Raw genomic sequence first — 23,144 nt, forward strand, 5'->3', positions numbered from 1 at the left:
GTAAACTATAATAAATAAAATATACAACTATAATAAATTAACTTATTTATAAATAGATTAGTTCTAGAATAATGATGTTTATTAGTAAAGAGGGTTTATAAAATATTAATAAGATATAAGCAAATAAGCTTAAAATTTTTAGGCTTATTTGCTATTAATTTTTTTTATATTTAATGCAAATTCTTCAGCTTTTTCTTTTATATTAGGTATTTTAAATATAGCATTAGGATCATTTGCTGTTTCCATTAATAAGGCATAGGGTGGTAATAAAAATCCTTTATTTATATTTAGTCCTCCTATTAATTGTTTCCCCACAGAATCACTTCCAGAATTTCCAGATACTATTACTCCGAATAGATATTTTTCGTAGAAATTTGTTCTCCTATAAAGTACTGTAAGTCTATTTATTGTAGCAGATATATTAGAGGAAATAGCGTCATTATAATTTGGGCATAGCCAAACTACTATATCGGATTTTTCTATAGCAGGTAATATATTTTCAACCATAATACCTCCATAAAAACAACTATTTTGTTTGCCATAATGTAAGCACATTCTATAGGAACAGCCTTTGCAATCTTGGACTTTACCATTTTCTATTTGAATTTCATCTATATCATACTCCTTTAATTCACATGAAGCCATATGCCACAGGCTTAATGTATTAGAAAAAGTATGAGGAGAAGAATAAAGGGCTGTTATTTTAGGAGATTTTATATATTTAGGAGTATAACTTAAAAGTCTTTCTCCAAGTTTATGACATAGATCCAAACAGATCCTTTCTAAAGGCATAGAGAGGGTTTTTTGCCAAGTTAAAAAATTTTTAAAAGAACCAGTAGCTTCAATCATTGGGTGACCTATAAATCTACAACCTAAAGAATTAGTTATAAATATTAAATCTTGACATACATCCTTTGTAAAAAGTTCTGTAGCACTATGCACCAGTAAAGTAGCAGTAGAATCATAAAAAAAATCTTTTTCTTTAGTTTTTAAATTATCTAGAAAAGACCACATATATAAGTCTATACCAGAAAAACCTACTTCAATAGTAAATAAAATTTTTTTATTTTTTAAGTTTAACAAATTATCACTATTTGTTATCTTAGTAACTTTAGAAAAGTTGTCACAAAATTTATTTATCATATTATTTAGTTCTTTAGATGGATTAGGATTTGGCATTATAAGGAACAATTCCTCCATAAGAACACTCCCCTAAAAATAATTTGTATTTGAGCTAAAAAATTTAGAATAATCGTTATATTATTTTTCAAAAACATTAAAAATTCTTTAAATAAGCATGAGTTTTTTCTAATTTTTTTAATAAGGTAGGGGGCATATTTTTATAGGTTTCTAATTCTATAGTATTGTTTATAAATTTATTTCTAATTCCCATAAAAGCACCATTTAAAAATGTAGCACTATAGTGCCACTCTGATTTTATAGTAGATATTAAAGAAAAACTTCCAGAGGATAGGGCAGGAGCTATATAGGGTTTAAAGCCAAAGGAACGTATTTCCAAATTTGCTTCTCTAGTTTTTTTAGTTAAAATGTCAGATAAATTTTCATCGTAATTGTCTATACTATTAGCTATTACAAGACCTTCTCCATGGGGACCAAATGCTCTTCCTTCTATAGAATAATTTTTAAATTTAGGATCTTTACCTGCGTAATAGGCAGCCCTAGCATTCATAACTCCAAGACCATAGCCTCTAACTTGTTCAGGAGCTAAACCTTCTTTTAGAGCTGATTTGCATAGAAGATCTACCGGATCGGATACTACGGCAAATATGCCTTTAAAGTTTTTTTCCTTTGCAAGTTTGGCATAGAAAGATACTATTTTACTGTTTCCCTCAAATTGAACTAGCCTTACATCTTTAATTTCATTTCCTATTTTAGGGACACCTACAGAAACGCAGAATACAAACATATTACAATTAAAAATTTCATCTTCATTTAATACTTTTATTTTAGGTAAATTTGGATTTAAGTTAGGACTTTGAATTTGATTACATTCATATTCCCATCGGTTTATTTTATTTATATCTTTGTCATATATACCTATTTCATCTATACAATCTTCTCCTAAAAGTCTTAATCCTGTAATTAATGTTCCTCCTACATCACCCAATCCTACTATATTTATTTTCCATTTTCGGTTTGTACAAGGATTAAATTTTAATGTTCCCTTCCAATTTTCATAAGCTTTATTAATAGCTACTAACCTTTTTTCTTTTATAGCTTTTTTTATAAATTGTGGAACTTTAATAGGAGAATCTCTTTCTATTAAAATATTTAAATTTTCATTTTTTATAAAAAGCAGGGAGGTATTAGTTATTAAAAAGCTTCTTCTAGAATTCTTTTGATCTATATTTACTAAAAAATACATTAATCCCTTATGAAAAGAGGCTTCTTTTTCTGTTATTTCTTTTAAGTTTTCTTTTTCTGTTGAAATTATAATATCATTTTCTATAATATAATAAAATAAATTTAAGTTATTCATAAATTCACATCCTACATATTATTGTTATAATAGTTATACATAAAATATTATTTAGTTGTTTACATAAGATTAATTTTTAATCTTCCATAATATTTTCTAATCTTAATAGACTTTCTAAATCATTTTTTAAATAGTGAGAAGGGTTTAAGTTTAAATCATAGTACATATTTTTTCCTTGGTCTGGGCATCTTGGCACATTAAACACATGACCTAGTAGGTATAAGCTTAAATTTCTGTCTGTTATATTACGATATTCTTCTTCTATGATTTCTAATATGTTTATAGAGTTTTCTATACAAATTTTAGATAAATTGAATATGGCGTTTTTATTACTGCCAACTATAAATTTAGGATAGGTATAAGGTAATATTAAATTTATAGAAGGAAGTAAATTTCTTTTAGGGTACTTTCCACGCCATAATAAATCACCACCCATAAAAGGATACATAGACACTTCATTAAACCAAAGTTTTAATCTAGGTATAAAATAAACACTGTCTACAGATCTATTTTGCCTATCCATTAAATCCTTTCCTCGTCCAGACATAATACCTACTACTATATTTTTTATTTCTAGGTTTTCTTTTTTAAATATAGGATCTAAAGCTTTTATTCTATAACCTTTATGAAGCAAATTATCTACCAAAATAACAGGTCTATTAAAGGATTTTAACATTCTTACTTGAGTGTTTAAGTCAAGATAGTGAGGAAATTCCCCAATTTTAAATCCTTTCATATTAGAATAAAATATTTTTTCTGTATGAAGAGCTTTAGTTACAGTATTAGGAATTATATGCCTATCTAATATATCTCCATAGGGAACACACATAACTTTACCTAGTTTTCTAGGTGTTTCTACATAACTAGGCACATTATTTTCACTACAAATTTTATCAATCATAGCTTGATGTAAGAAATTACTATGAAAGGATAGAATCAGCTCACCTTTATATAAATTTGTTAAGGCTTTTTGTAGCTTTCTTCTGCTTTCTAAAATTATGTTTTTAATTTTTTTGTTATTTCTATAGGGTTCTTTTATAAAATTTTCAATATCTAAGTTTAATATACAAGGATTACTCATATCTACAGCATATATAGATAAAGAATTATTAACAGTTGGGACTTTAATAAAACCTTGGAGTTTTAATATATCAACTATAGAAGGATTTTCAAATTCTTCACATTTTGGATGGAATACAGCATATTCATAATCTGTAGAGGCACAAAAGGCTAAGGTCTCAGTTACTAGAATTTGTTCTATATATCTACTTTTTTCTGTATTTTTAATATAAAATCCATCTAAAGATAACATTCTACCAGTACTGTTATTTCTTATATATTCCGTAATATGATTGTCTTTCATTTCTTCATATAATACGGTAGATCTTATCCAATGAAATAAAGAGAATCCTATTAGTTCATTTTTTTTGTCTCTTATTAAAATTATTCTAGAAGAGGGCTTTCTTTTTATATTATCTAGTATTTCTTTTATATTTTTTACTTTATATTTTAAAAGAGAAGATATTTCATTTATTATAAAATCATCTATAAAATTTAAAATTATTAATCTTAAAGAAATAGGTTTTATTATAGATTTGTCCTGGGATTCTCTTTGATAAAATCCTTTTTCATATATATATTTTTCTGCTATAGGGTCTACTAAACTAGATATATTTTTATTTTCATCTATATAGCTTCTAATTTGTGTAGAGCTTATCTCTGAATATTTAGAGGACAAAGAAAAAATAAGCACATCTCTTTTTATATAAGAGATTATCTCCCTTAATTTTTCATTGTTTTTTCCCCGTTGAAATATTATATGAGAAAAATTAAATATAGAATTTGCTACATTTATATTTTCTTTTTTATAGCTGGAAGCATTTAATATTACATCACTACCAACGGCTATATATAGTTCAGACTTTGGGAATAGACTTTTTAATTTTTTTAAGTCTTTGTTATTAGCTATGTTTATAGGTATACTAGCAGGATAAATATAGATATTAAGTTGATCTGCAATGGATAAATTTAGTATATCCCTTCTCAGAAGACTAGGAAGTGTTCTTTTAGACCAAGAAAATTCGTCTACTGCTAAAAAAACTTCAAATCCCATGTCCCTTAAAGCTTTGGCTATTTCTTTATGGCTTGCAGAAAAAGGATCAAAGGTTCCAGGGAAAAACGCTACTTTTTCTGCAGAAATCATATTTAAATCTCCAACAAAAAAATTGTAGTCGGATATAAATCTATATATATAATGCATACCTACAGAATTTGTAAGCATCATTAAGTTTTTATTTCTATCCTCTGCAATAAGAGTAAGGATTTTTTTTCCCGTTAGTTTAAATAATTCTGCCTTTTCTTCAAATGAATTTTCTTCTCCAAAAAGATGCTTACCTAAAGAGATAAAAGCAGATTGCTTAACTTGTATGTTATAATCCCCTAAACCATTTAATAAAATTCCAAGCATATTTATCAATCTATTATTAAAAAATTTAGTATCTTCTTTAAATCTAATTTTATAAGTAGAATAATTTGATATAGTAATTCCTATAGTTTTTAAAAGTAAACACTTTAAATTTGTATTAGATTTTTTAAATTTAATAGTTAAATCCTGTATTATTTCATCTAATTCTATAGGTTGAAGCCATAGGAGCACCTGTCCTGCATAGGTTGGAATATATTCTGTAAACCTATTACCTTCTATTTCTAGTCCCCTTAGTAATTCAATAGCAATTTCATTTCTTTCTGCTAAACTTAGGTAAGGCATAAGTTCTAAAATAGCATTACCAGCTTTACTTCTAACACTTTCTATATTACTTACTTTTAAAAGATTAGAAAAGTGTATAACTGTATGCATGGCAAAAGAAGAGGGATTTTCTTTTGCATATTTTAAAAGAAGATCTATTTGTATATGCTTTTTTATCCAAGTTGTGTTGGATTTTAAATTACTTAGAGATATTTCTGTAGCTAATTTTTTATTTATATTAATATGCTTTTCAAGACTACAGTATAAGCTTTTCATATTTAAATTTTTAGCCAGTTTTAATTTAAGTAAATTCTCAGTAATATATTTTTTATTTATAATAGAGGAATTTAAATAATCCTCTATTTTATTTTTTATGTTTTCGGGTAAATTTTCCTTTGCCAATAAATTTAAAGTTTTAAGAGCTCCTAATCTTAATGATTGATTTCTTTTTTTCAATATATTAAATATAAAATCCCAAAGATTATTAGTATACTCTGAGGAGAAATCTATAGGTATATATTTTGCAGTATCTAATAAAAAAAGTTRAATATCTACATTTTTATATTTTTTATGATCAAAATGATTAAGTACAATTTTTCTGTAATCATCTAGGGAGCTTTCTTTACAATATTTAAATAAAGATTCAATCATTGTAGAAGTATTATATCCTAGATTGAATTTATTTATATAAATCATATTGCTTGGAGGAGATAGCATAGCTTTTAAATATTCTCTTAAAACATCTCCAGAGGTTATTTCAGCCTTTGGAAGTTCTACATTAGAAGGTATTTCTTTCATATAACTTTCATCAAAGGTTGAAATAAGTTTACCTATTAGTTCAGCACAATGTTTTCTAATATCGTCTTCAGGATGGGTTAAATTTTCAAATAAAAATTTAAGAGTTTGTTTTTTTTGTTTTTGAGTAAGGTAAGTAGAATATTCCTGAAGAACTCTAATATATTCCCTAAGATTTTTCCAGTCCTTTTCAGAACGAGCCGAATCTAGTATGGTTTCTAGAGAAATTTCATCTCTAAGTTGATGCATTAAATAAATACTATGATATATAGATATATTTTTAAGATTATTTGTTATTTCTTCACCTTGCATTAATGAATATTCAGTATTATTTAAAGAGGAATACTTATTAAACATATTTTTGTTAGGATCTACATTTATGTTTAGGCTTAAAAGATAGTCCTCAAAATCTTTTAATTTTGAATAAACACCTTTATATCTTTTTTCTTTTTTTTCATCTAGGTTTTCTAGCTTGTTAAGTATCACATAAAAGGAATCTTCTAAAGAATAAATATGCATTTTATAACCGCAGTTTGTTTCCATATTTTTTACTCTAAAATCTGAATAAATTAATATTAAAGATTCTAAAGATAAATTTTCAACTTCTAGATCCCAGGTAGAGTGGTTCATGGCAATATTCCCAATATAGGGTATATTGTATCTTTTGAACCACTGATCTGTATAATAATAATGAAGATGAGGCACTCTTTTTAAATCTTCACCAGTACATCCGTATTTACCTATATCGTGTCCAGCACCAGCACCAGATACTCTACCTAAATCTATAGGTATACCAACTTTTTTTAATTGACGACCTATATGAACACATAAATAGTGGACACCACATACGTGATCTAAAGTATTAAAGCCCATAACTTCTTCACTTAGTTTCATCATTTCATAAATATAATCCTTTTTAAAATTAGATAAAAATTTTTTATACTCATGGGGTCTTTCTAAGGCTTCTATTTCTTCATCTTTTAAAAAATTTAAGGGGTACTTGCTTTTGAAGTTAGAGGCATTACAATCTTTTTCAAAGTCATTTATTATACAAAATATTTTCAAAAATATTTCCGCACAAATATTTAAATTAGAATCATTTTTTATTTTGTTAGTATGAGGAAAGGTTTTATTTAGAGAGTAAGTATATATTTCTTTTAAACATTCTTCTTCGCTTTTTATAGGATAAATGCCTTCTAATAAACCTTTGCATAATTGCAAGGTGTTTTTAGCAGAAAAATCCTGATTTATTATCATTTTAGATAATTTTTTATTAAATTCTAAAGAATCAATATGTAAACTTATATATTCTTTATTTATACCTTGTTTTTTTATCCAGCTATTATTTTTTAAGCTTTTAGATATTTTATTATATAAATATTTAAAGTTTAATTTAGTCATATAATTTTTAGCCTCCTTTATAAAATGATTTTTAAATTAAAAGGGAGTATTATTATGGATAGTTTTATTCACAGAAATTTTTAGAAAAATTTCTCATGGGATATAGTTTATATTTTTAAATATTTATAGAAGAGAATATATTATAACAATTGTTGTTACGATAATAATGTCTATTATAAAGATTATATAATTTATTTGGATTTTTTTATAGGGATATAAGGAATTTATCTTATTATTATTTTACTTTATTTCAGTTAATAATCACTGTAATATTATTTAAATTTTAATTTAAGATAATAGAATAAAAATTATAGATTTAAACTTTTACAATGTTAAAAAGTCATATATTCACTAAAAGATTATTTGCATTTCAACAAATTTAGTATTTTTAGCAATATACGACCTTTTATTTATACTATTTATTGAATAAAAAATTACATAGATTATATAAATTATAGGCTTCAGGTATATTATTCATATCTATATAATCCATAGGGAAGTTACCATCAAAGGGATACACTGAAATATATTGTTTATTATATACATTTATTATGTATTTATCTTTTTCAAATGTAAAAAATATTTTATATAGTGGTTTTGATTCTGGTTTTTTTTCTAAAGTTTTAAAATTTTCTTTTTTTAAAAGAGTTATAAAGTGTTTTATTAGTTCTTTATCTTTTTTATTTATTTCAGATCCTTTATAAAAATTAGTTTCTGATATAGTAACTTTATATTGTTTTTCTAGGGTTATATTTTTAGCTAAAAGGTTAGTATAGTAGAAATTGTTTGGCTTTTTACCCTTTAGTCCATCTATGGGGAATGCTATATTGCAGGATGTTAGAAGAAAACATGAAATAAATATTAAAAATATTAGTTTTAAAAATTTTTTCAAATAAATCACCTACATAATTTATTACTAATTAAAACTATGTGTTCTTTTTAGGTTTTATTACCTTTATTAATGGTATAATAATAAAAAAATAGATTTATCAGGGAGGGGTAAATTTGAATTTTCAATTAATAGCATTAGATATGGATGGAACTTTATTAAATGATGAGAAGAAAATAACAGAAAAAACTCTTTCTTATATAAAAAGAGCAAAGGAAAAAGGAGTTAAGGTAGTTATATCCTCTGGAAGGGTTCCAGGAGGATTGAAATTTTATGAAGAAACTATAGCTAAAGGGGAACCTATGATTTGTGCTAATGGGGCTTTGATTTTAAATGATAAAAAAGAAACCATATATAATGAAGGAATTAATAAAAATACACTTTTAGATATCATAGATATTTTAAGAAAATATAAGAATACATACTATCATTTTTATCATGATAATATAATGTGTACGGAAAAATTTGATTATAGTACAAAAAAATTTTATGAATTTAATAAAGATATAGAAAGAAAATATAGAATAGAAATAAGGATAATTACGGATGGTAAAGAATATATTAAACATAGGTCTAGTGAGATCACTAAAATAGTAGTAGTTGATAATGATTTGGAATATTTAAATAGAATACAAAAGGAAATAGAAGATAATTTAAAGGTCAGTGTAACTAAATCCCATATAAGTAATATAGAAATATGTAACTTTGGAATTAGTAAGGGAATAGCCTTGGAAAAACTAGCTAATTATTATAATATACCTATAGAAAAATGTATAGCTGTAGGAAATGATGAAAATGATATAAGTATGATAAAAAAAGCAGGTCTTGGAGTATTTATGAGAAATACAAGAGAAGAATTGAAGAAATATGCTGATTACATAACTTGTATGGATAATAATAATGATGGAATAGCAGAAGTAATAGAAAAATTTATATTGTAGTTAAATATATATTAATTTTATATTAAAAAAGCTACTTATAATGGAAGGTAAAATTATTTATAAATATACAATTATTTATAAATATACATACTTTTTAAAGGAAAATTATAAATAAAATTGAAGATATAATTAAAAAATGATATAATACCCGGCAGAGGTATAATTATAGTCGAAGTAAAAAAAAGAGGAGTTTTAGTTATGGAAAATCAAAAGAAAGATGTTAAGAAAGATATACAAACGAGACTTAGAAGAATTGAAGGACAGGTGAAGGGCATAGAAAAAATGGTAGAAAATGAATGCTGTTGTAGAGATGTGCTTATACAGATAGCCGCTATAAGAGCTGCTATGAATAAAGTAGGAGGCTTGGTTTTGGAAAATTATGCCAAACAGTGCTTCTTAGGGGAAGATAAGGAAAAAGATCAAGCTATAGAAGATTTAGTATCTACTTTTACTATGTTTATGAAATAAGGAAATTATGATTTGAAAAGCTGTGTTAGCTTCCTTTTTTTAAAATATGGGAACTATTTAGAGATAAATTCATATTAAAAAACAATTAAGGAACATAGTATCATATAATAATATGTTCCTTAATTATTTTTTTATTTGAAATTATATTTTTGTACTTACGCTGTTATGTTTTTCCTTTTTTACTTTATTCATTGTAATTTTTTCTCTAAATTTATATATAAGTCTCGTCATAGAGGATACCATAACCATACCTAAAGCTATAGCCCCTGCTACAGATAAAGTGGTGAACCCTGTATTTAAAGCTCCACTTACATCTCCTTCAATAACCTTTTGCATGGTGTAGTACATACCACCACCAGGAACTAAGGGGATCATGGCACATATTACCATTAAGGTCACAGGAGTTTTTTCTATTCTTGCCATTACTTCTGAATATATGCTTCCTGCTATAGATCCTATAAAGAAGCTAAATACTGTAGAACAGTTGCTGTTTTTACATATAAGATAGGATAGCCAAGCTATACTTCCCCCTAAAGATGCGTATATAAGTTTTTTACCTTTTATGTTGAATATACCCGCAAATCCTAAAGAGGCTAAAAATGAAAATATAAAATTTGAAATCATAATCATAAAGTAGTTCCCCCTAAATAAATCCATAATTTAAGTACTACACCACTTCCTACTGCTATGGCTACTGCTATTAAGAATGCTTCTGCACCTCTTACAATTCCAGAAATTAAATCTCCCGCAATTGTATCACGTAAAGCATTAACTATTCCTATTCCTGGAACTAATATCATAACAGAGCCGATTATTATTTTATCTACATTTAAATTTGATACCATTAAAGTACTTAAAACTGCTAAAAAAGATACTGTAAAACCACCTACTAGATTAGTAAAGAACACATTAACATTTAAATAACCTAGAAAAGAAAGTACAGGCTTTAGGGCGGCGCCTATTACAAATGCAATAATAAAATCTAAATAGTTTCCTCCAAACAATAATGTAAAGAAAGATGAAATAAAGCAAGAAAAAAGTATTCCTAATTTATTACTATAAGGAATTCCTTTTTTTATTATATTTAATTCTTCTTGAACTTGCTCTAAGGTTAAATTATTTTCTTTTATATTTCTAGATAAACTATTTACCTTATCTATTTTATCTAGGTCTATTGTTCTACTTGTAATTCTTCTACTAAGAGAAACAGTTTTACCATTTTCGTTTGTAGCGGAGATCATTATTACAGTAGGAGTAACATAAGGATCAGAATCTTTAATATTATATGCAGAACATATTCTAGACATAGTTTCTTCTACTCTATATGTTTCTCCGCCACTTTGTAATATTATTTTTCCAGCTTCTGCAGCTATTTTTATTATTTTATTTATATCCATATTATCACCGTTTATTGTTATATTTTTATGTTATCAAAAGTATTATAACACCAAAATTATCTTTGTAAAATGAAATTTTTGTAGAAACATAAAAGTTAAATTTAATTGATTGTTTCAAATTTTACAACTATAATCTATAATTAAGATATGTTTATTTTTAGGAGCGTGATAATATGAACTTTACAAATTTAAAAAAGACAGATTTAACATTATTAGGCATGATAAAGAAAGAAGAGGAAAGACAAGAATATAATATTGAATTAATAGCCTCAGAAAATTTTACTAGTTTATCTGTTATGGAAGCCATGGGATCTTTATTAACGAATAAATATGCAGAAGGCTACCCACATAAAAGGTATTATGGAGGATGCGAATTTGTAGATGAGGTAGAGGATTTAGCAAGAGAAAGATTAAAAAAATTGTTTGGCGCAGAGCATGCTAATGTACAACCACATTCTGGTTCACAAGCTAATATGGCAGTTTATATGTCCGTGCTTCAGCCTGGAGATACTATATTAGGTATGGACCTATCCCATGGTGGACATTTAACTCATGGAAGTCCAGTAAATTTTTCAGGAAAGTTATATAATTTTATATCATATGGTGTAGATAAAGAAACAGAAACTATAGATTATGAATTGCTAAAGAAAATAGCTTTAGAAAATAAGCCTAAAATGATAGTAGCTGGAGCTAGTGCATATCCTAGAATTATAGATTTTCAAAAAATAAGAGAGATTTGTGACGAAGTAGATGCTTATATGATGGTAGATATGGCTCATATAGCAGGTTTAGTAGCAACAGGATTACATCCATCACCAGTACCTTATGCAGATTTTGTTACAACAACTACTCATAAAACTTTAAGAGGACCTAGAGGTGGAGCTATTTTATGTAAAGAAGAATATGCAAAAGCAGTAGATAAAGCTATATTCCCAGGAATTCAAGGTGGACCATTAATGCATATTATAGCAGCGAAGGCTGTTTGCTTTGGGGAAGCTTTAAAAGAAGATTACAAAGAGTATATGGATCAAGTTGTTAAGAATACTAAAGTTTTAGGAGAAGAGTTAAATAATTATGGATTTAGATTAATATCTGGGGGGACAGATAACCATTTATTACTAATAGATTTAACTAATAAAAATATAACTGGAAAAGATGCAGAAAAACTTTTAGATTCAGTAGGAATTACTGTGAATAAAAATACAATCCCTTTTGAAACTTTAAGTCCCTTTGTAACTAGTGGAATTAGAATAGGAACCCCAGCAGTAACCACAAGAGGATTTAAGGAAGAAGAAATGAAAAAAATAGCCTATTTCATGAATTATTCTATAGAGCATAGGGAAGAGAATTTATCTCAAATAAAAGAACAGGTAAAAGAAATTTGTAAAAAGTACCCATTGTATCAAAATGCATAAAAAATGTAGAATTTACACATAATAGATAGGGCTTATGTACCAAAACAGGAGCATAAGCCCATATTCTTGCGATATATTGTAGAAAAACCATATAAATTCAAAAAATATAGCAATTTTAAAGGTTAATCATGTGTAGACAAAAATATAAATAGTATGTACAATGAATCTGTAATAAGAAAACTTTAATTAAAAAATAAATACATAGAAAATCCTCTTCTTAAAACATAAAATTTTTATATTTTTAAGAAGGAATTTAAAATTTTATGTAGAATATTAAGCTTAGGGTGAGGAAATTCAAAAATTACCCAAAAATATAAAATGTTGCTATTTATATGTGAATAGCCTTTTATTATAAAACTATTTGTTATAACTTTAACTAATTTGTTATAATTTTAATTAGTTTTGCAAACGTATTCCTAATATTAAAGATATTAATATATTTACAAAGATTTAAACTTGTAATTATATTTTTATTATATTTATAATGTATCATAATTTACATAAGCTAATGTATGTAATTAAATTTAAAGTATTAAACATATTATTTTTCGGAGGTGCTTTTATGAAAATAGTATTAGCTTTAGGAGGAAATGCCTTACAATCAGATCCAAAAGACAAAACTCCAGAAAGTCAATTAAAAACTTGTAAAGATACAGCAAAATCTATAGTAGATTTAATTGAGGAAGGACATACAGTTTCAGTAGTTCATGGAAATGGCCCTCAAGTAGGTCAAATATTAGCTTCTGTAGAGGCTGGATATAAAGCAAATAATTCTAATGTATTATTTCCATTTGATGTTTGCGGAGCCTTTTCACAAGGTTATATAGGATATCATCTTCAAAATGCTATAGAGGATGAATTAGGTAAAAGAAATATTAATAAACCTGTAGGAACAGTAGTTACTCAAGTATTAGTAAATGCTGATGACCAAGGTTTTCAAAATCCTACAAAACCAATAGGTTCTTTTTATAGTGAAGAAGAGGCTAAAAAATTAGAGGCTGAAAAAGGCTATGTAATGAAAGAAGATGCAGGAAGAGGATATAGAAGAGTTGTTGCTTCACCAAAACCTGTAGATGTTATAGAAAAAGCTATGATAAAACAATTAGTTGAAGCAGGAAATGTAGTAATTTCTTGTGGTGGCGGCGGAATTCCAGTTGTTAATGACAATGGTATTATAAAAGGTGTTCCAGCAGTTATAGATAAAGATTTTGCAGCTGAAAAATTAGCAGAAATAATAGATGCTGATATGTTACTAGTTCTTACAGCTGTAGATCAAGTTGCTATAAACTTTAACAAACCAAATCAAGAATCTTTGGCTAAAATGACTTTAGAAGAAGTTGACAAATATATTGCTGAAGGACAATTTGCACCAGGAAGTATGCTTCCAAAGGTTGAAGCTTGCAAAAAATTTGTTCAATTTAGCGAAAATAAAACTGCATTAATAGCATCCCTTGCAAAAGCAAAAGAAGCTATTAATGGAACTTCAGGTACAAGAATAGTAAAATAATAATTAATTAAAAAGCTAAAATGATTGCATAATACATATGTAATCTAAAATATAAAAGTTTATAATATAAATATTATACTATTAGGAGGAATAACATATGTTTAACTTAAAAAACAGAAACTTTTTAACACTAATGGATTTCACACCAAAGGAAATAAACTATTTCTTAGATTTAGCTAGAGATTTAAAAAGAGCTAAATATACAGGAACTGAAGTACAAAGATTAAAAGGCAAAAACATTGCTTTAATATTTGAAAAAGCTTCAACTAGAACAAGATGCGCATTTGAAGTTGGAGCAAAAGACCAAGGAGCTCATGTAACTTACTTAGGACCAACAGGAAGCCATATTGGTAAAAAAGAATCAGCTGCAGATACTGCAAGAGTTCTAGGAAGAATGTACGATGGTATAGAATACAGAGGATTTGGTCAAGAAATCGTTGAAACTTTAGCTGAATATGCTGGAGTACCAGTTTGGAACGGATTAACAGATGAAGATCACCCAACTCAAATATTAGCTGACTTCTTAACAATAAGAGAACATTTCAATAAACCATTAAGCGAAATCAAATTTGCTTATGTTGGAGATGGTGCTAATAACATGGCAAATGCTCTTATGATAGGTGCTGTTAAAATGGGAATGGACTTTAGAATAGTTTCTCCAAAAGAAATACCAACTGATGCTGCATTAGTTGCTAAATGCAAAGAAATAGCAGCTGAAACTGGCGCTAAAGTTACAATAACTGATAATATCGAAGAAGGTGTTAAAGGTTGCGACGTTTTATATACAGACGTTTGGGTATCAATGGGAGAACCAGATTCAGTATGGGAAAGCAAAATAAAATTATTAACTCCATACAGAGTTGACATGAACATGATAAAAATGACTGGAAATCCTGATGCTAAATTCATGCACTGCTTACCAGCATTCCATGATGAAGAAACAGCAGTAGGTAAAGAAATAAAAGAAAAATATGGCTTATCAGAAATGGAAGTTTCTCACGAATTATTCGAAAGCAAATACTCAATTGTATTTGATGAAGCTGAAAACAGAATGCACACTATAAAAGCTGTTATGGTTGCAACACTAGGAGATCAATAATCTTTAAATATATAAGGTAAAAGGAAGAATGGAAACATTCTTCCTTTTATTTTTGATATATAAAGAAATAATAAAACAACTTTAAAACACTTGAAATTTAAGTAGAATTTCAAGTGTTTTTTGTGTGAAAATTAAAAAAGCTTTAATTAAAGTAGATAGATATAAATTAAAATGATATATACTATATATTTTTCCAGGGATTGTGGATGTTTGCCAATAAATATATTCAATCAATATGTGCAGATAAATATTAATTGAATATAAAAATAATTTTGTTCATTTATATAATATTTGGTAAATAGATAGTATTTTGGAAAATGATATTGACAATTATTATCAATTGTGGTATATTTATGATTATAAGATAAAGTAGTATAGTTTAAAAGATAAATTGCTTATTTGAATACTAGCAAAGAAAAAAATAAAGAATAATACTTTAAAAAATATGAGGTAATAATGTTAGAACAAGTAAAAAATAATATTGTTTTTGATGCAAATAAAATTAAATATATAAAGATAGATAATTTTAAATCAATAGATTACAAAATATATATGAATTTTATTAAGAATGGATTTTCATTAGTGCTAACAATAAATGTGGATAATTTTAATGATTATGATAAAGTTTCTTATTTTTTAACAGAAAAGGAGAAAGCTAAAAGGAATAAATATTTAAGAATTAAAGATAAAAAGTGTTTTTCAATATCCCATGGATTGATTAACTATTTATATTCTAATTGGAATAATTGTGGAATAGAACATCTGTTTATAGGACAAGGATTTTACGGCAAACCGTTTATAAATAATGTTGATAAAATAAACTTTAATATTACCCATTCGATGGATGTTATAGGTATTTGCATTACAAAACATTTAGTGGGGATAGATATAGAGTATATGGATAAGGAAGTTGATTATAAGAATATAATTAATAGTTTATTTAATGAAAATGATAGAGGAATAGTGGATAAGGAGGAGGATATTTTTTTAAAATACTGGGTAGCAAAAGAAGCATATATTAAGTTGGGTGGTAATAGTCTTAATAAGTTGTTGAAATTCTTATATGTTAAAAGAATTTCAAATAATGTTATTGAAATTTTTGATACTTATAATAATGTTTATAAAGGAATCCATATTTTTGAGCCTGAGATTAATTATAAAGGAGGATTGGCTTTACAATGTGCTAAAACTAATTAAAGGATGGAGAGGGTTTAAATGTTTAAGTATTCCATAAAAAATTTAAGAGAAGAAGATAAGGATTTTTTTAAAGATATGATACCGTATTTATCACAGTACATTATAAAATATGAGATTAAAGAAGGGGATATAATTATTTATTGTGATGTAGATAATGAAAATCAGATACGCAACTGTCTGGATCATCTCATAAATATGATTAATAAAAATATCTTGTCGGAAAAAACTGAAGAAATTAAAACTATAGAAGACTATACTAGTTATACAACTATTAACCATTCTAATATTTATAATGAGCTTGTAAGTAGAGGTGATGTTAGAGAATTAGCAAAAGGATCTTTTGCTTATAGTGGATTGTTTTTAGATATATATGAATATTTTGAAAGAAAGATTGATGAGTTTGCTTGTTCTAAATTCAAAAATATAAGAAAAATGGTGTATCCAGATTTGCATTCGATTGAGGATTATATAAAAGGTCGTTATTTTGAAAATTTTCCTCATTATATGATGTTTCAGACGACATTAAAGAATGATATGAGTGTTTATGAAAAGTTTTCTAAATGTAAATTTCATTATAAAAGTATTTTAGATGAAATAAAGACTCCTCAAAATGTTCTTCGGCATGCGGCTTGCGTACCTGTATATTCTTTATTGGAAAATAAGATGTTAGATGCAGAAGAAGTGCAAAGTTTTATTGTATCAGGAAAATGTTTTAGAAACGAAGAAGATAATATATTTGAATTAAGTAGATTGAATGAATTTTATATGAAAGAATTTGTTTTTGTAGGTGATGAAAATGCAGTTAATAAAATGATAGAAATTTCTAGAGAATTGATTAAATTTTGGGTTGATATATTTAAATTTAATAGTAAATATGAAACTGCAAATGACTCATTTTTTGCTAGTAATTATAAAAAAATGAAATTCTTCCAAACTATAGGTAAATCAAAACAAGAATTTAAAGTCTTTATTCCTGGGAATAAAAATTATATTGCAGCAAGCTCAATTAATTATCATAGGACTCATTTTTCTAAGGCATATAATATTATAGGTGAAAAAGGTAATTATTGTTATAGTACATGTTTTGCCTTTGGAATTGAGAGATTAGCTTATGCATTACTATCACAAAAAGGATTGAATATTGCTAAATGGGATTTTGAAACTATTAAAGAGATAGAAAAATACAGTAAAATTAAGGAGTAATGAAAAATGAATTACAATATAGAGGTTAGACGTTGTAAAAGTTGTATTTTACCTGAAGTCCCAGGACATGTAGAGTTAGATAGTAATGGTATATGCAATATTTGCAATGGAGATAAACGTACAATAAACAAAGAAAATAATTCTAAAAAAGAGTGCAATCTAGATTATTTTAAACAAAAAATTTTATTTTATGATAAAAAAAATAGTAAGTATAATTGTGTAGTAAGTGTTTCGGGAGGAAAAGATAGCATTATGACATTATATGTTGCAAAAAAGATATTGAACCTTAATGTTTTAGCTATTTTTATAGATAATGGTTTTGCTTTACCAGAGATGTATGATAATTTAAATAATGCAACAGATATTTTGAATGTAGATATGATGATTTTTAAAACCTCTGACATGATAGATATTTTCAAAAAATGTATAGAATCTAAAAAAGATATATATTATTGTAGGGTATGTCATACTTTATTAGAGTATTATATAAAAAGTATTTGTGTTCAAAATAATATTAATGTAATTTTGGGGGGATATACAAAGGGACAGCAATATATCAAAAATTCAGAATTATTTTGGGTTTATGAAAAATCTGATTATAATATTGTTGAATTGTTTAAAAATGATAAAAAATTTAGTGAATTATCAGCTATTTTTCAGAGTCCAATAAAATATATGACTGAAAAGTTTGGAAATATTGTACAACTTTCTCCATTTAAATATATGACATGGAATGAGAATGAAATATTAAATATTATAACAGAAGAGTTGAAATTTAAAATTCCTAAAAATAGTTGGCCTGACAAATCATCAAATTGTATGTTTAATTATGTATCTCAATTAAAAACTATGAAACAGTTTGGTTATGCTCAGCATGAAACAGAGTTAAGTGATCTTGTAAGAGAAGGTGAGTTATCAAGACAACGTGCATTGGAAATCATAAGAACACCTATAGAAGAAGAAAATTTGAAAAAACCACTTTTAAAGTTGGGATTGTGTATAGATGATATTCTTAATTATTAGGAGGAAAAATGAATATAAAAAATCAAATTAAAGATATTTTAAAAAAGAATATTTTTGAACTAGAAGATGTTGAAATAAATGATGAATTAGAGCTGATATCCAAGGGGTATCTGGAATCATTTGATATAATCAATATTATTTCAATATTAGAAATGAAATTTAATATAAATATACCCATAGAAGAAATTGAAATAATGGATTTTAATACTGTAAATAATATTTATTGCTTGATAGAAAGAATAAAAAGTTTGGAGTAAAAGATGGTTCAGAATAATAAAATATATGATAGATCAAAAGTTATAATTGAAGTAGTAAAGGAACATGAGTTAAAAGAGTGCTGTTTTAGACTCTTTCAATCTGATTTTGGGAAAACGTATTATCCTACATATAAAACAGTATTAGAAATACTGAAAAAAGCATACAGAAAAAATAATATCTTTGTTGCAAAATTGGACAATGCTATGCTTGGATTCATCTGGTTTTCTATGGATGGAGTGTTTAATAAATTTCCTTATTTAAATATGTTGTTTGTATTTCCTGAATTTCGGAAAAGTGGTATTGGAAGATGTTTGTTAAGTTTTTTTGAAAACATGGTATGTAAGGAAAATAAAATACCCCAAGTAAAAATTTTTCTTTTAGTAAAAAGTAGCAATGATATAGCTTTAAAATTATATTCAAATTCTGGGTATAGAGAACTATATACATTTGAAGGCTTATTTAGAAAGAAAATAGATGAAATTTTAATGATTAAAGAAATTATAAATAATAGGTAAAAATGTGAGTTATATAAAAATGATTAGGAGAAAATAAGATGGACCGTAAATATTTTGAAAAACAACAAAGAGAAGATTCTATATTGGTTGGACAGGATATTTTAAGTTTTAGATATAATAATAGCAGAACAGATACTACAATAATTTCTTGCTTAAGAAAAATTGTTAACTTAAGCAAAGAAAAAGTAGCTATTATAGATAATGAAACAAAGATAACTTATGGATATTTCATGAAGCTAGTTAATGCTCTATCAAATTTTTTGCTGAATCAAAAGGAGTTTGAAAGAACATCACCAATTACTTTAATTTTAAATGGGAATTATTTAAGATATGTTTGCGTATATGGTGTTTTAGCTTCAGGTGGATATTATCTGCCTATAGAGCCAGAACTAAACAATATTAATAGAATAATTTCTTTAGTAGAACGTTCTAAAAGTAAAGTTGTAATTACAAATAGAGAGTATGTAAATATATTAAAAGAAAAAATATCAGAAAGTGTAAAGCTTATAATTATAGAAGATTTATATTTTAGTAGCCTAGATAGCGCAGAAAACGTTATTGATATAAAAGCCGATGATCCAGCATATATGATATATACATCTGGATCTACGGGAGTACCTAAAGGTGTTATTATACCTCATAGAGCTGTTGTGAATTTAGTTAATGCATTGTACGTTAATTTTAGATTAACAAAAAAGGATAGGGGTGTGGCATTTACATCATTTTCTTTTGATTCATGTGGTTGTGATATATATCCATATTTATTGAATGAAGTCCCTTTAGTATGCATTGAGAAGAGAAAACAGTATGTTTACGATATTGAAAAATTAAATAAATTTTGTATTGATAATATGATATCAATAATGTTTTTACCTACGGTTTTAGCTGAAAAATTTATTACAGTTGATAATAATGTGCTAAGAGTTCTTTATTTTGGAGGGGAAAAATTTTGTAAGAATAAAGTTACTAATTACGAGTTATTTAATTCTTATGGATTGACGGAAACAGGAATACTTAATACAGTCTATAAGATTAAAGGAGATGAGCGAGAAATTCCTTTGGGAGATCCAATAATAAATTCAGGAATATTAATTTTAGATGATGAAGATAAAATTATACCTAAAGGGAAATTGGGGGAAATTGCAATTTTTGGTTCTGGTATAGCAATAGAATATGATAATAATACAGAGTTGACCAATAAAAAATTTATTAAGTTAAAAGAAATGGGGAATTTGAGATGTTGTAAAACTGGAGATTTGGGATATATAAATGAGAATGATAATCTATATTTTAAGGGTAGAAAAGATAAACAAGTAAAAATAAGTGGTTACAGGATAGAGTTAGATGAGATACGATTTTATTTGCAGAAATATGATTGCATAGAATTAAGTATTCCTATGGTAATAAAAAAAGGTGAATTATCTTTATTAGTTAATTTTTATGTTGCAAAAGAAGTACTTGATGAAGAGTTAATTAATAAATTTTTAAGTAAGTATTTACCTTTTTATATGGTGCCATTATGTCACATTAACATAAAAGATGTTCCATATACTACAAATGGGAAAGTTGATTATAATAGGTTACAAAAAATTTTTGAGAATAAAAAAGAAAAAGTACATCTAAAAAGTAATTTACTATATAGCAAATTAAAACTAAGAGAGTTTCTAATTGATAGTTATGCCAATATACTTAAAATGGATAAAGATGAAATAATGGAAGATGTTAGTTTTTTTGAAATGGGTGGAGATTCACTTAAAGCTATGAAATTACAATGGTATATACAAGATGAATTAGGTGTAGAAGTGGACATATCTAAAATTTATGAAGAATTCAGTATAAAAAAACTCCTGAATTTAATACTAATATGATTATATCCAAGTTATTCTATTTTTAAGGAGGTGTGATGCTGTGAGTATAGTTCGATTATTTACATTGCCAGGGGCGGGTTCTTCATCAATAATGTATTACAAATGGATACCGATTATTGGAAAGCAAATCAGACTAAGTCCATTGGAGATACCAGGCCGAGGAATTAAAGAGAGGGATAAAAAAGCAGTAAGTCGTAGAAATCTTATAGATTTGTTATTTGAGGATGTTAAATTAAAGTTGAAGAATAATGAAGAGTATATGATATTAGGAAATAGTTCAAGTTCAATTATAGCAATAGATTTATGTAGACTAATAGAGATGCATGAATTTAAAAAACCGAAGCACATTTTTATTGCTGTGGAACCGCCACCTGATATCTTGAAAAATAGAAAAAAAATGTTGGAAGATCCTAAGAGAAAGAATTTTGTAAAAAGTGTTTTTGAAAAATATTTTCTTGATGATTTAATTACAAAAGAGGAATTAGATAAATTATTGTCCGTATTTTTAAATATTGTTTATAACAACATAGAAAAATTTTTAGATTTTTCTGTAGAAGATATGTATAGGGAGATATATGGAGATATAAAGCTGATAAAAGGGAAGAAATATAAAGCATTGGAGTTTGTGCTTGAACATATAAAACTTTTTATTGAGGATGAAAAAATAACTTTAGAAGATGAAATAAGTCTATTGCCTATCAATGTTGATTTAACTGTTTTTGGAGCTACTAATGATGAAATAGCTAGTGAGTTAGAATTAATGAAATGGAAGAAATATACATGTGCAAAGTTTGAGTTATATATGGTAGAAGGAGATCATTTGATTCTATTTAATAATAATGAAACTGTATTACAGAAGATACAGGAAAAAGCAGAAACTATATTAAAAAAATTTGAGGTGAATTATGAGATCAAGGATTAAGGGAGTAGGAAGATACTTACCAAATAGAATTGTAACTAGCGAAGAAGCGGAAGAACTCGCAGGTTTTAAAAAATTGGGGGTTAGAAAAGGACTTTGTAAGATGCTAACGGGATGTGAAGAAAGAAGATATTCAGATACCAATGAATATAGTTCACATATTGCAGCGAAGGCAGCTATAGATGCCATGAAAAAGGCAGGAGTTTCAAGTGCTGAAATTGATGCACTTATTTTTTGTTCTGTATCTCAAGATTTTGCTGAACCAGCAACAGCAAATGTAGTGATGGATTTATTGAACATAAAGAATGCATTTGGATTTGATGTTAAAAATGCTTGCAATGCATTCTTAACAGGTATTGATATTGCAGATAGTTTAATAAAGACAGGAAAAGCTGATATAGTTCTTGTTGTTTCTGGAGAAGCTTTATCAAAATGGATCAATTTTAAGTTTGAATCTAAAGAGGAACTAATTAGAAGGGCTCCGGTGACTTTGTCTATAGGCGATGGTGGCGGTGCTTTTATAATGGAAAGAGAGGAAGATAACAATAAAGGCATTGTGAAGGGTATTTTCCGTACATATGCAGAATATTGGAACAATAATGTAGTTTGGGGAGGTGGAGTTCGTTTCCCGAGAGATCCTGATAAAATGTATATTCCTGGGACCACTAAAGTTATAATAGATGAGCAAAGAAATTTAGGGAAAAACTTATTGCCAATTTTAGAACGTGAAGTTGGGTGGAATTTTCAGAAGGATGTAGATTGTTATATACCAACACAAGTAGCTAAATGGATTAATAAGAGTATGTCTAAGGAATTATCTTTCCCAATTGAAAAAATTATTCAAGTCGTTGATAAATTTGGAAATGTTGGAGCTAGCAATATTCCGATAGCAACATATGAAGCTATTATGGATGGAAGACTAAAGACTGGAAGTAAGACCTTAATGTCTGGTGTTGGAGTTGGAATTAATATTGCGACTATCGCAGTAATACTTTAGTTATGT

At 26.6% G+C, this 23,144-nt stretch carries 19 protein-coding genes; 13 read left to right on the forward strand and 6 right to left on the reverse strand.

The features are described 5' to 3' along the window. Nucleotides 1-144 precede the first annotated feature (144 nt). From ACYUEW_RS00775 to ACYUEW_RS00790, 4 genes are all read right to left on the reverse strand, one after another. Nucleotides 145-1,200, reverse strand: coding sequence for a flavodoxin family protein (locus ACYUEW_RS00775; RefSeq protein WP_460276015.1), 1,056 nt, complete (start codon nucleotides 1,198-1,200; stop codon nucleotides 145-147). 76 nt (nucleotides 1,201-1,276) lie between these two features. Further along, on the reverse strand, nucleotides 1,277-2,500 hold the full coding sequence (locus ACYUEW_RS00780; protein ID WP_460276016.1) for a lactate/malate family dehydrogenase: 1,224 nt from the start codon (nucleotides 2,498-2,500) through the stop codon (nucleotides 1,277-1,279). Between the two features lie 76 nt (nucleotides 2,501-2,576). Further along, nucleotides 2,577-7,442 (reverse strand): nicotinate-nicotinamide nucleotide adenylyltransferase, encoded by a 4,866-nt coding sequence (locus ACYUEW_RS00785; RefSeq protein ID WP_460276017.1) that lies wholly within the window; start codon nucleotides 7,440-7,442, stop codon nucleotides 2,577-2,579. A gap of 415 nt (nucleotides 7,443-7,857) precedes the next feature. After that, nucleotides 7,858-8,334, reverse strand: a complete 477-nt coding sequence (locus ACYUEW_RS00790) for a DUF4883 family protein (RefSeq protein ID WP_159033971.1) — start codon at nucleotides 8,332-8,334, stop codon at nucleotides 7,858-7,860. A 113-nt stretch (nucleotides 8,335-8,447) separates the two neighbouring features. Here ACYUEW_RS00790 and ACYUEW_RS00795 point away from each other — a divergent pair, with 113 nt between their 5' ends. After that, nucleotides 8,448-9,272, forward strand: coding sequence for a Cof-type HAD-IIB family hydrolase (locus ACYUEW_RS00795; RefSeq protein ID WP_003484586.1), 825 nt, complete (start codon nucleotides 8,448-8,450; stop codon nucleotides 9,270-9,272). Nucleotides 9,273-9,470: 198 nt separating this feature from the next. Continuing rightward, the gene (locus ACYUEW_RS00800; protein ID WP_003484588.1) at nucleotides 9,471-9,740 is read left to right on the forward strand and encodes a metal-sensitive transcriptional regulator; all 270 of its coding nucleotides are present in this window, start codon (nucleotides 9,471-9,473) and stop codon (nucleotides 9,738-9,740) included. Nucleotides 9,741-9,881: 141 nt separating this feature from the next. Here the strand turns inward: ACYUEW_RS00800 and ACYUEW_RS00805 are convergent, their stop codons facing one another. Then, nucleotides 9,882-10,370 (reverse strand): threonine/serine exporter family protein, encoded by a 489-nt coding sequence (locus tag ACYUEW_RS00805; protein ID WP_003484589.1) that lies wholly within the window; start codon nucleotides 10,368-10,370, stop codon nucleotides 9,882-9,884. Further along, entirely contained in the window at nucleotides 10,367-11,137 is a 771-nt protein-coding gene (locus ACYUEW_RS00810) for a threonine/serine exporter family protein (protein WP_003484590.1), read from the reverse strand. The genes ACYUEW_RS00805 and ACYUEW_RS00810 overlap by 4 nt, the downstream gene beginning before the upstream one ends. Before the next feature lie 173 nt (nucleotides 11,138-11,310). Between ACYUEW_RS00810 and glyA the strand changes: the two genes are divergently transcribed. The 11 genes from glyA (at nucleotide 11,311) to ACYUEW_RS00865 (ending at nucleotide 23,138) form a co-directional block, all read left to right on the forward strand. After that, entirely contained in the window at nucleotides 11,311-12,552 is a 1,242-nt protein-coding gene (gene glyA / locus ACYUEW_RS00815) for a serine hydroxymethyltransferase (RefSeq protein ID WP_003484591.1), read from the forward strand. 562 nt (nucleotides 12,553-13,114) lie between these two features. Next, a complete protein-coding gene (gene arcC, locus ACYUEW_RS00820; protein WP_265204455.1) occupies nucleotides 13,115-14,059 on the forward strand; it encodes a carbamate kinase in 945 nt (314 codons plus the stop codon). A 97-nt stretch (nucleotides 14,060-14,156) separates the two neighbouring features. After that, on the forward strand, nucleotides 14,157-15,158 hold the full coding sequence (gene argF, locus ACYUEW_RS00825; protein WP_030035825.1) for an ornithine carbamoyltransferase: 1,002 nt from the start codon (nucleotides 14,157-14,159) through the stop codon (nucleotides 15,156-15,158). 456 nt (nucleotides 15,159-15,614) lie between these two features. After that, a complete protein-coding gene (locus ACYUEW_RS00830; RefSeq protein WP_460276018.1) occupies nucleotides 15,615-16,355 on the forward strand; it encodes a 4'-phosphopantetheinyl transferase family protein in 741 nt (246 codons plus the stop codon). Nucleotides 16,356-16,373: 18 nt separating this feature from the next. Continuing rightward, a complete protein-coding gene (locus tag ACYUEW_RS00835; protein ID WP_460276019.1) occupies nucleotides 16,374-17,558 on the forward strand; it encodes an aminoacyl--tRNA ligase-related protein in 1,185 nt (394 codons plus the stop codon). A gap of 6 nt (nucleotides 17,559-17,564) precedes the next feature. Beyond that, a complete protein-coding gene (locus ACYUEW_RS00840) occupies nucleotides 17,565-18,581 on the forward strand; it encodes a phosphoadenosine phosphosulfate reductase domain-containing protein (RefSeq protein WP_045516152.1) in 1,017 nt (338 codons plus the stop codon). 8 nt (nucleotides 18,582-18,589) lie between these two features. Beyond that, nucleotides 18,590-18,838, forward strand: coding sequence for a phosphopantetheine-binding protein (locus ACYUEW_RS00845; RefSeq protein ID WP_003484597.1), 249 nt, complete (start codon nucleotides 18,590-18,592; stop codon nucleotides 18,836-18,838). A gap of 3 nt (nucleotides 18,839-18,841) precedes the next feature. Beyond that, nucleotides 18,842-19,354 (forward strand): GNAT family N-acetyltransferase, encoded by a 513-nt coding sequence (locus tag ACYUEW_RS00850; RefSeq protein ID WP_003484598.1) that lies wholly within the window; start codon nucleotides 18,842-18,844, stop codon nucleotides 19,352-19,354. Between the two features lie 38 nt (nucleotides 19,355-19,392). Next, complete coding sequence (locus tag ACYUEW_RS00855; RefSeq protein ID WP_460276020.1) at nucleotides 19,393-21,222, forward strand: non-ribosomal peptide synthetase; 1,830 nt, start codon at nucleotides 19,393-19,395, stop codon at nucleotides 21,220-21,222. A gap of 40 nt (nucleotides 21,223-21,262) precedes the next feature. Continuing rightward, complete coding sequence (locus ACYUEW_RS00860) at nucleotides 21,263-22,144, forward strand: thioesterase II family protein (RefSeq protein ID WP_042384607.1); 882 nt, start codon at nucleotides 21,263-21,265, stop codon at nucleotides 22,142-22,144. Then, nucleotides 22,128-23,138, forward strand: coding sequence for a 3-oxoacyl-ACP synthase III family protein (locus ACYUEW_RS00865; protein ID WP_003484604.1), 1,011 nt, complete (start codon nucleotides 22,128-22,130; stop codon nucleotides 23,136-23,138). The genes ACYUEW_RS00860 and ACYUEW_RS00865 overlap by 17 nt, the downstream gene beginning before the upstream one ends. Nucleotides 23,139-23,144: the final 6 nt, after the last annotated feature.

Source organism: Clostridium sp. CTA-1 (genome assembly GCF_054768215.1).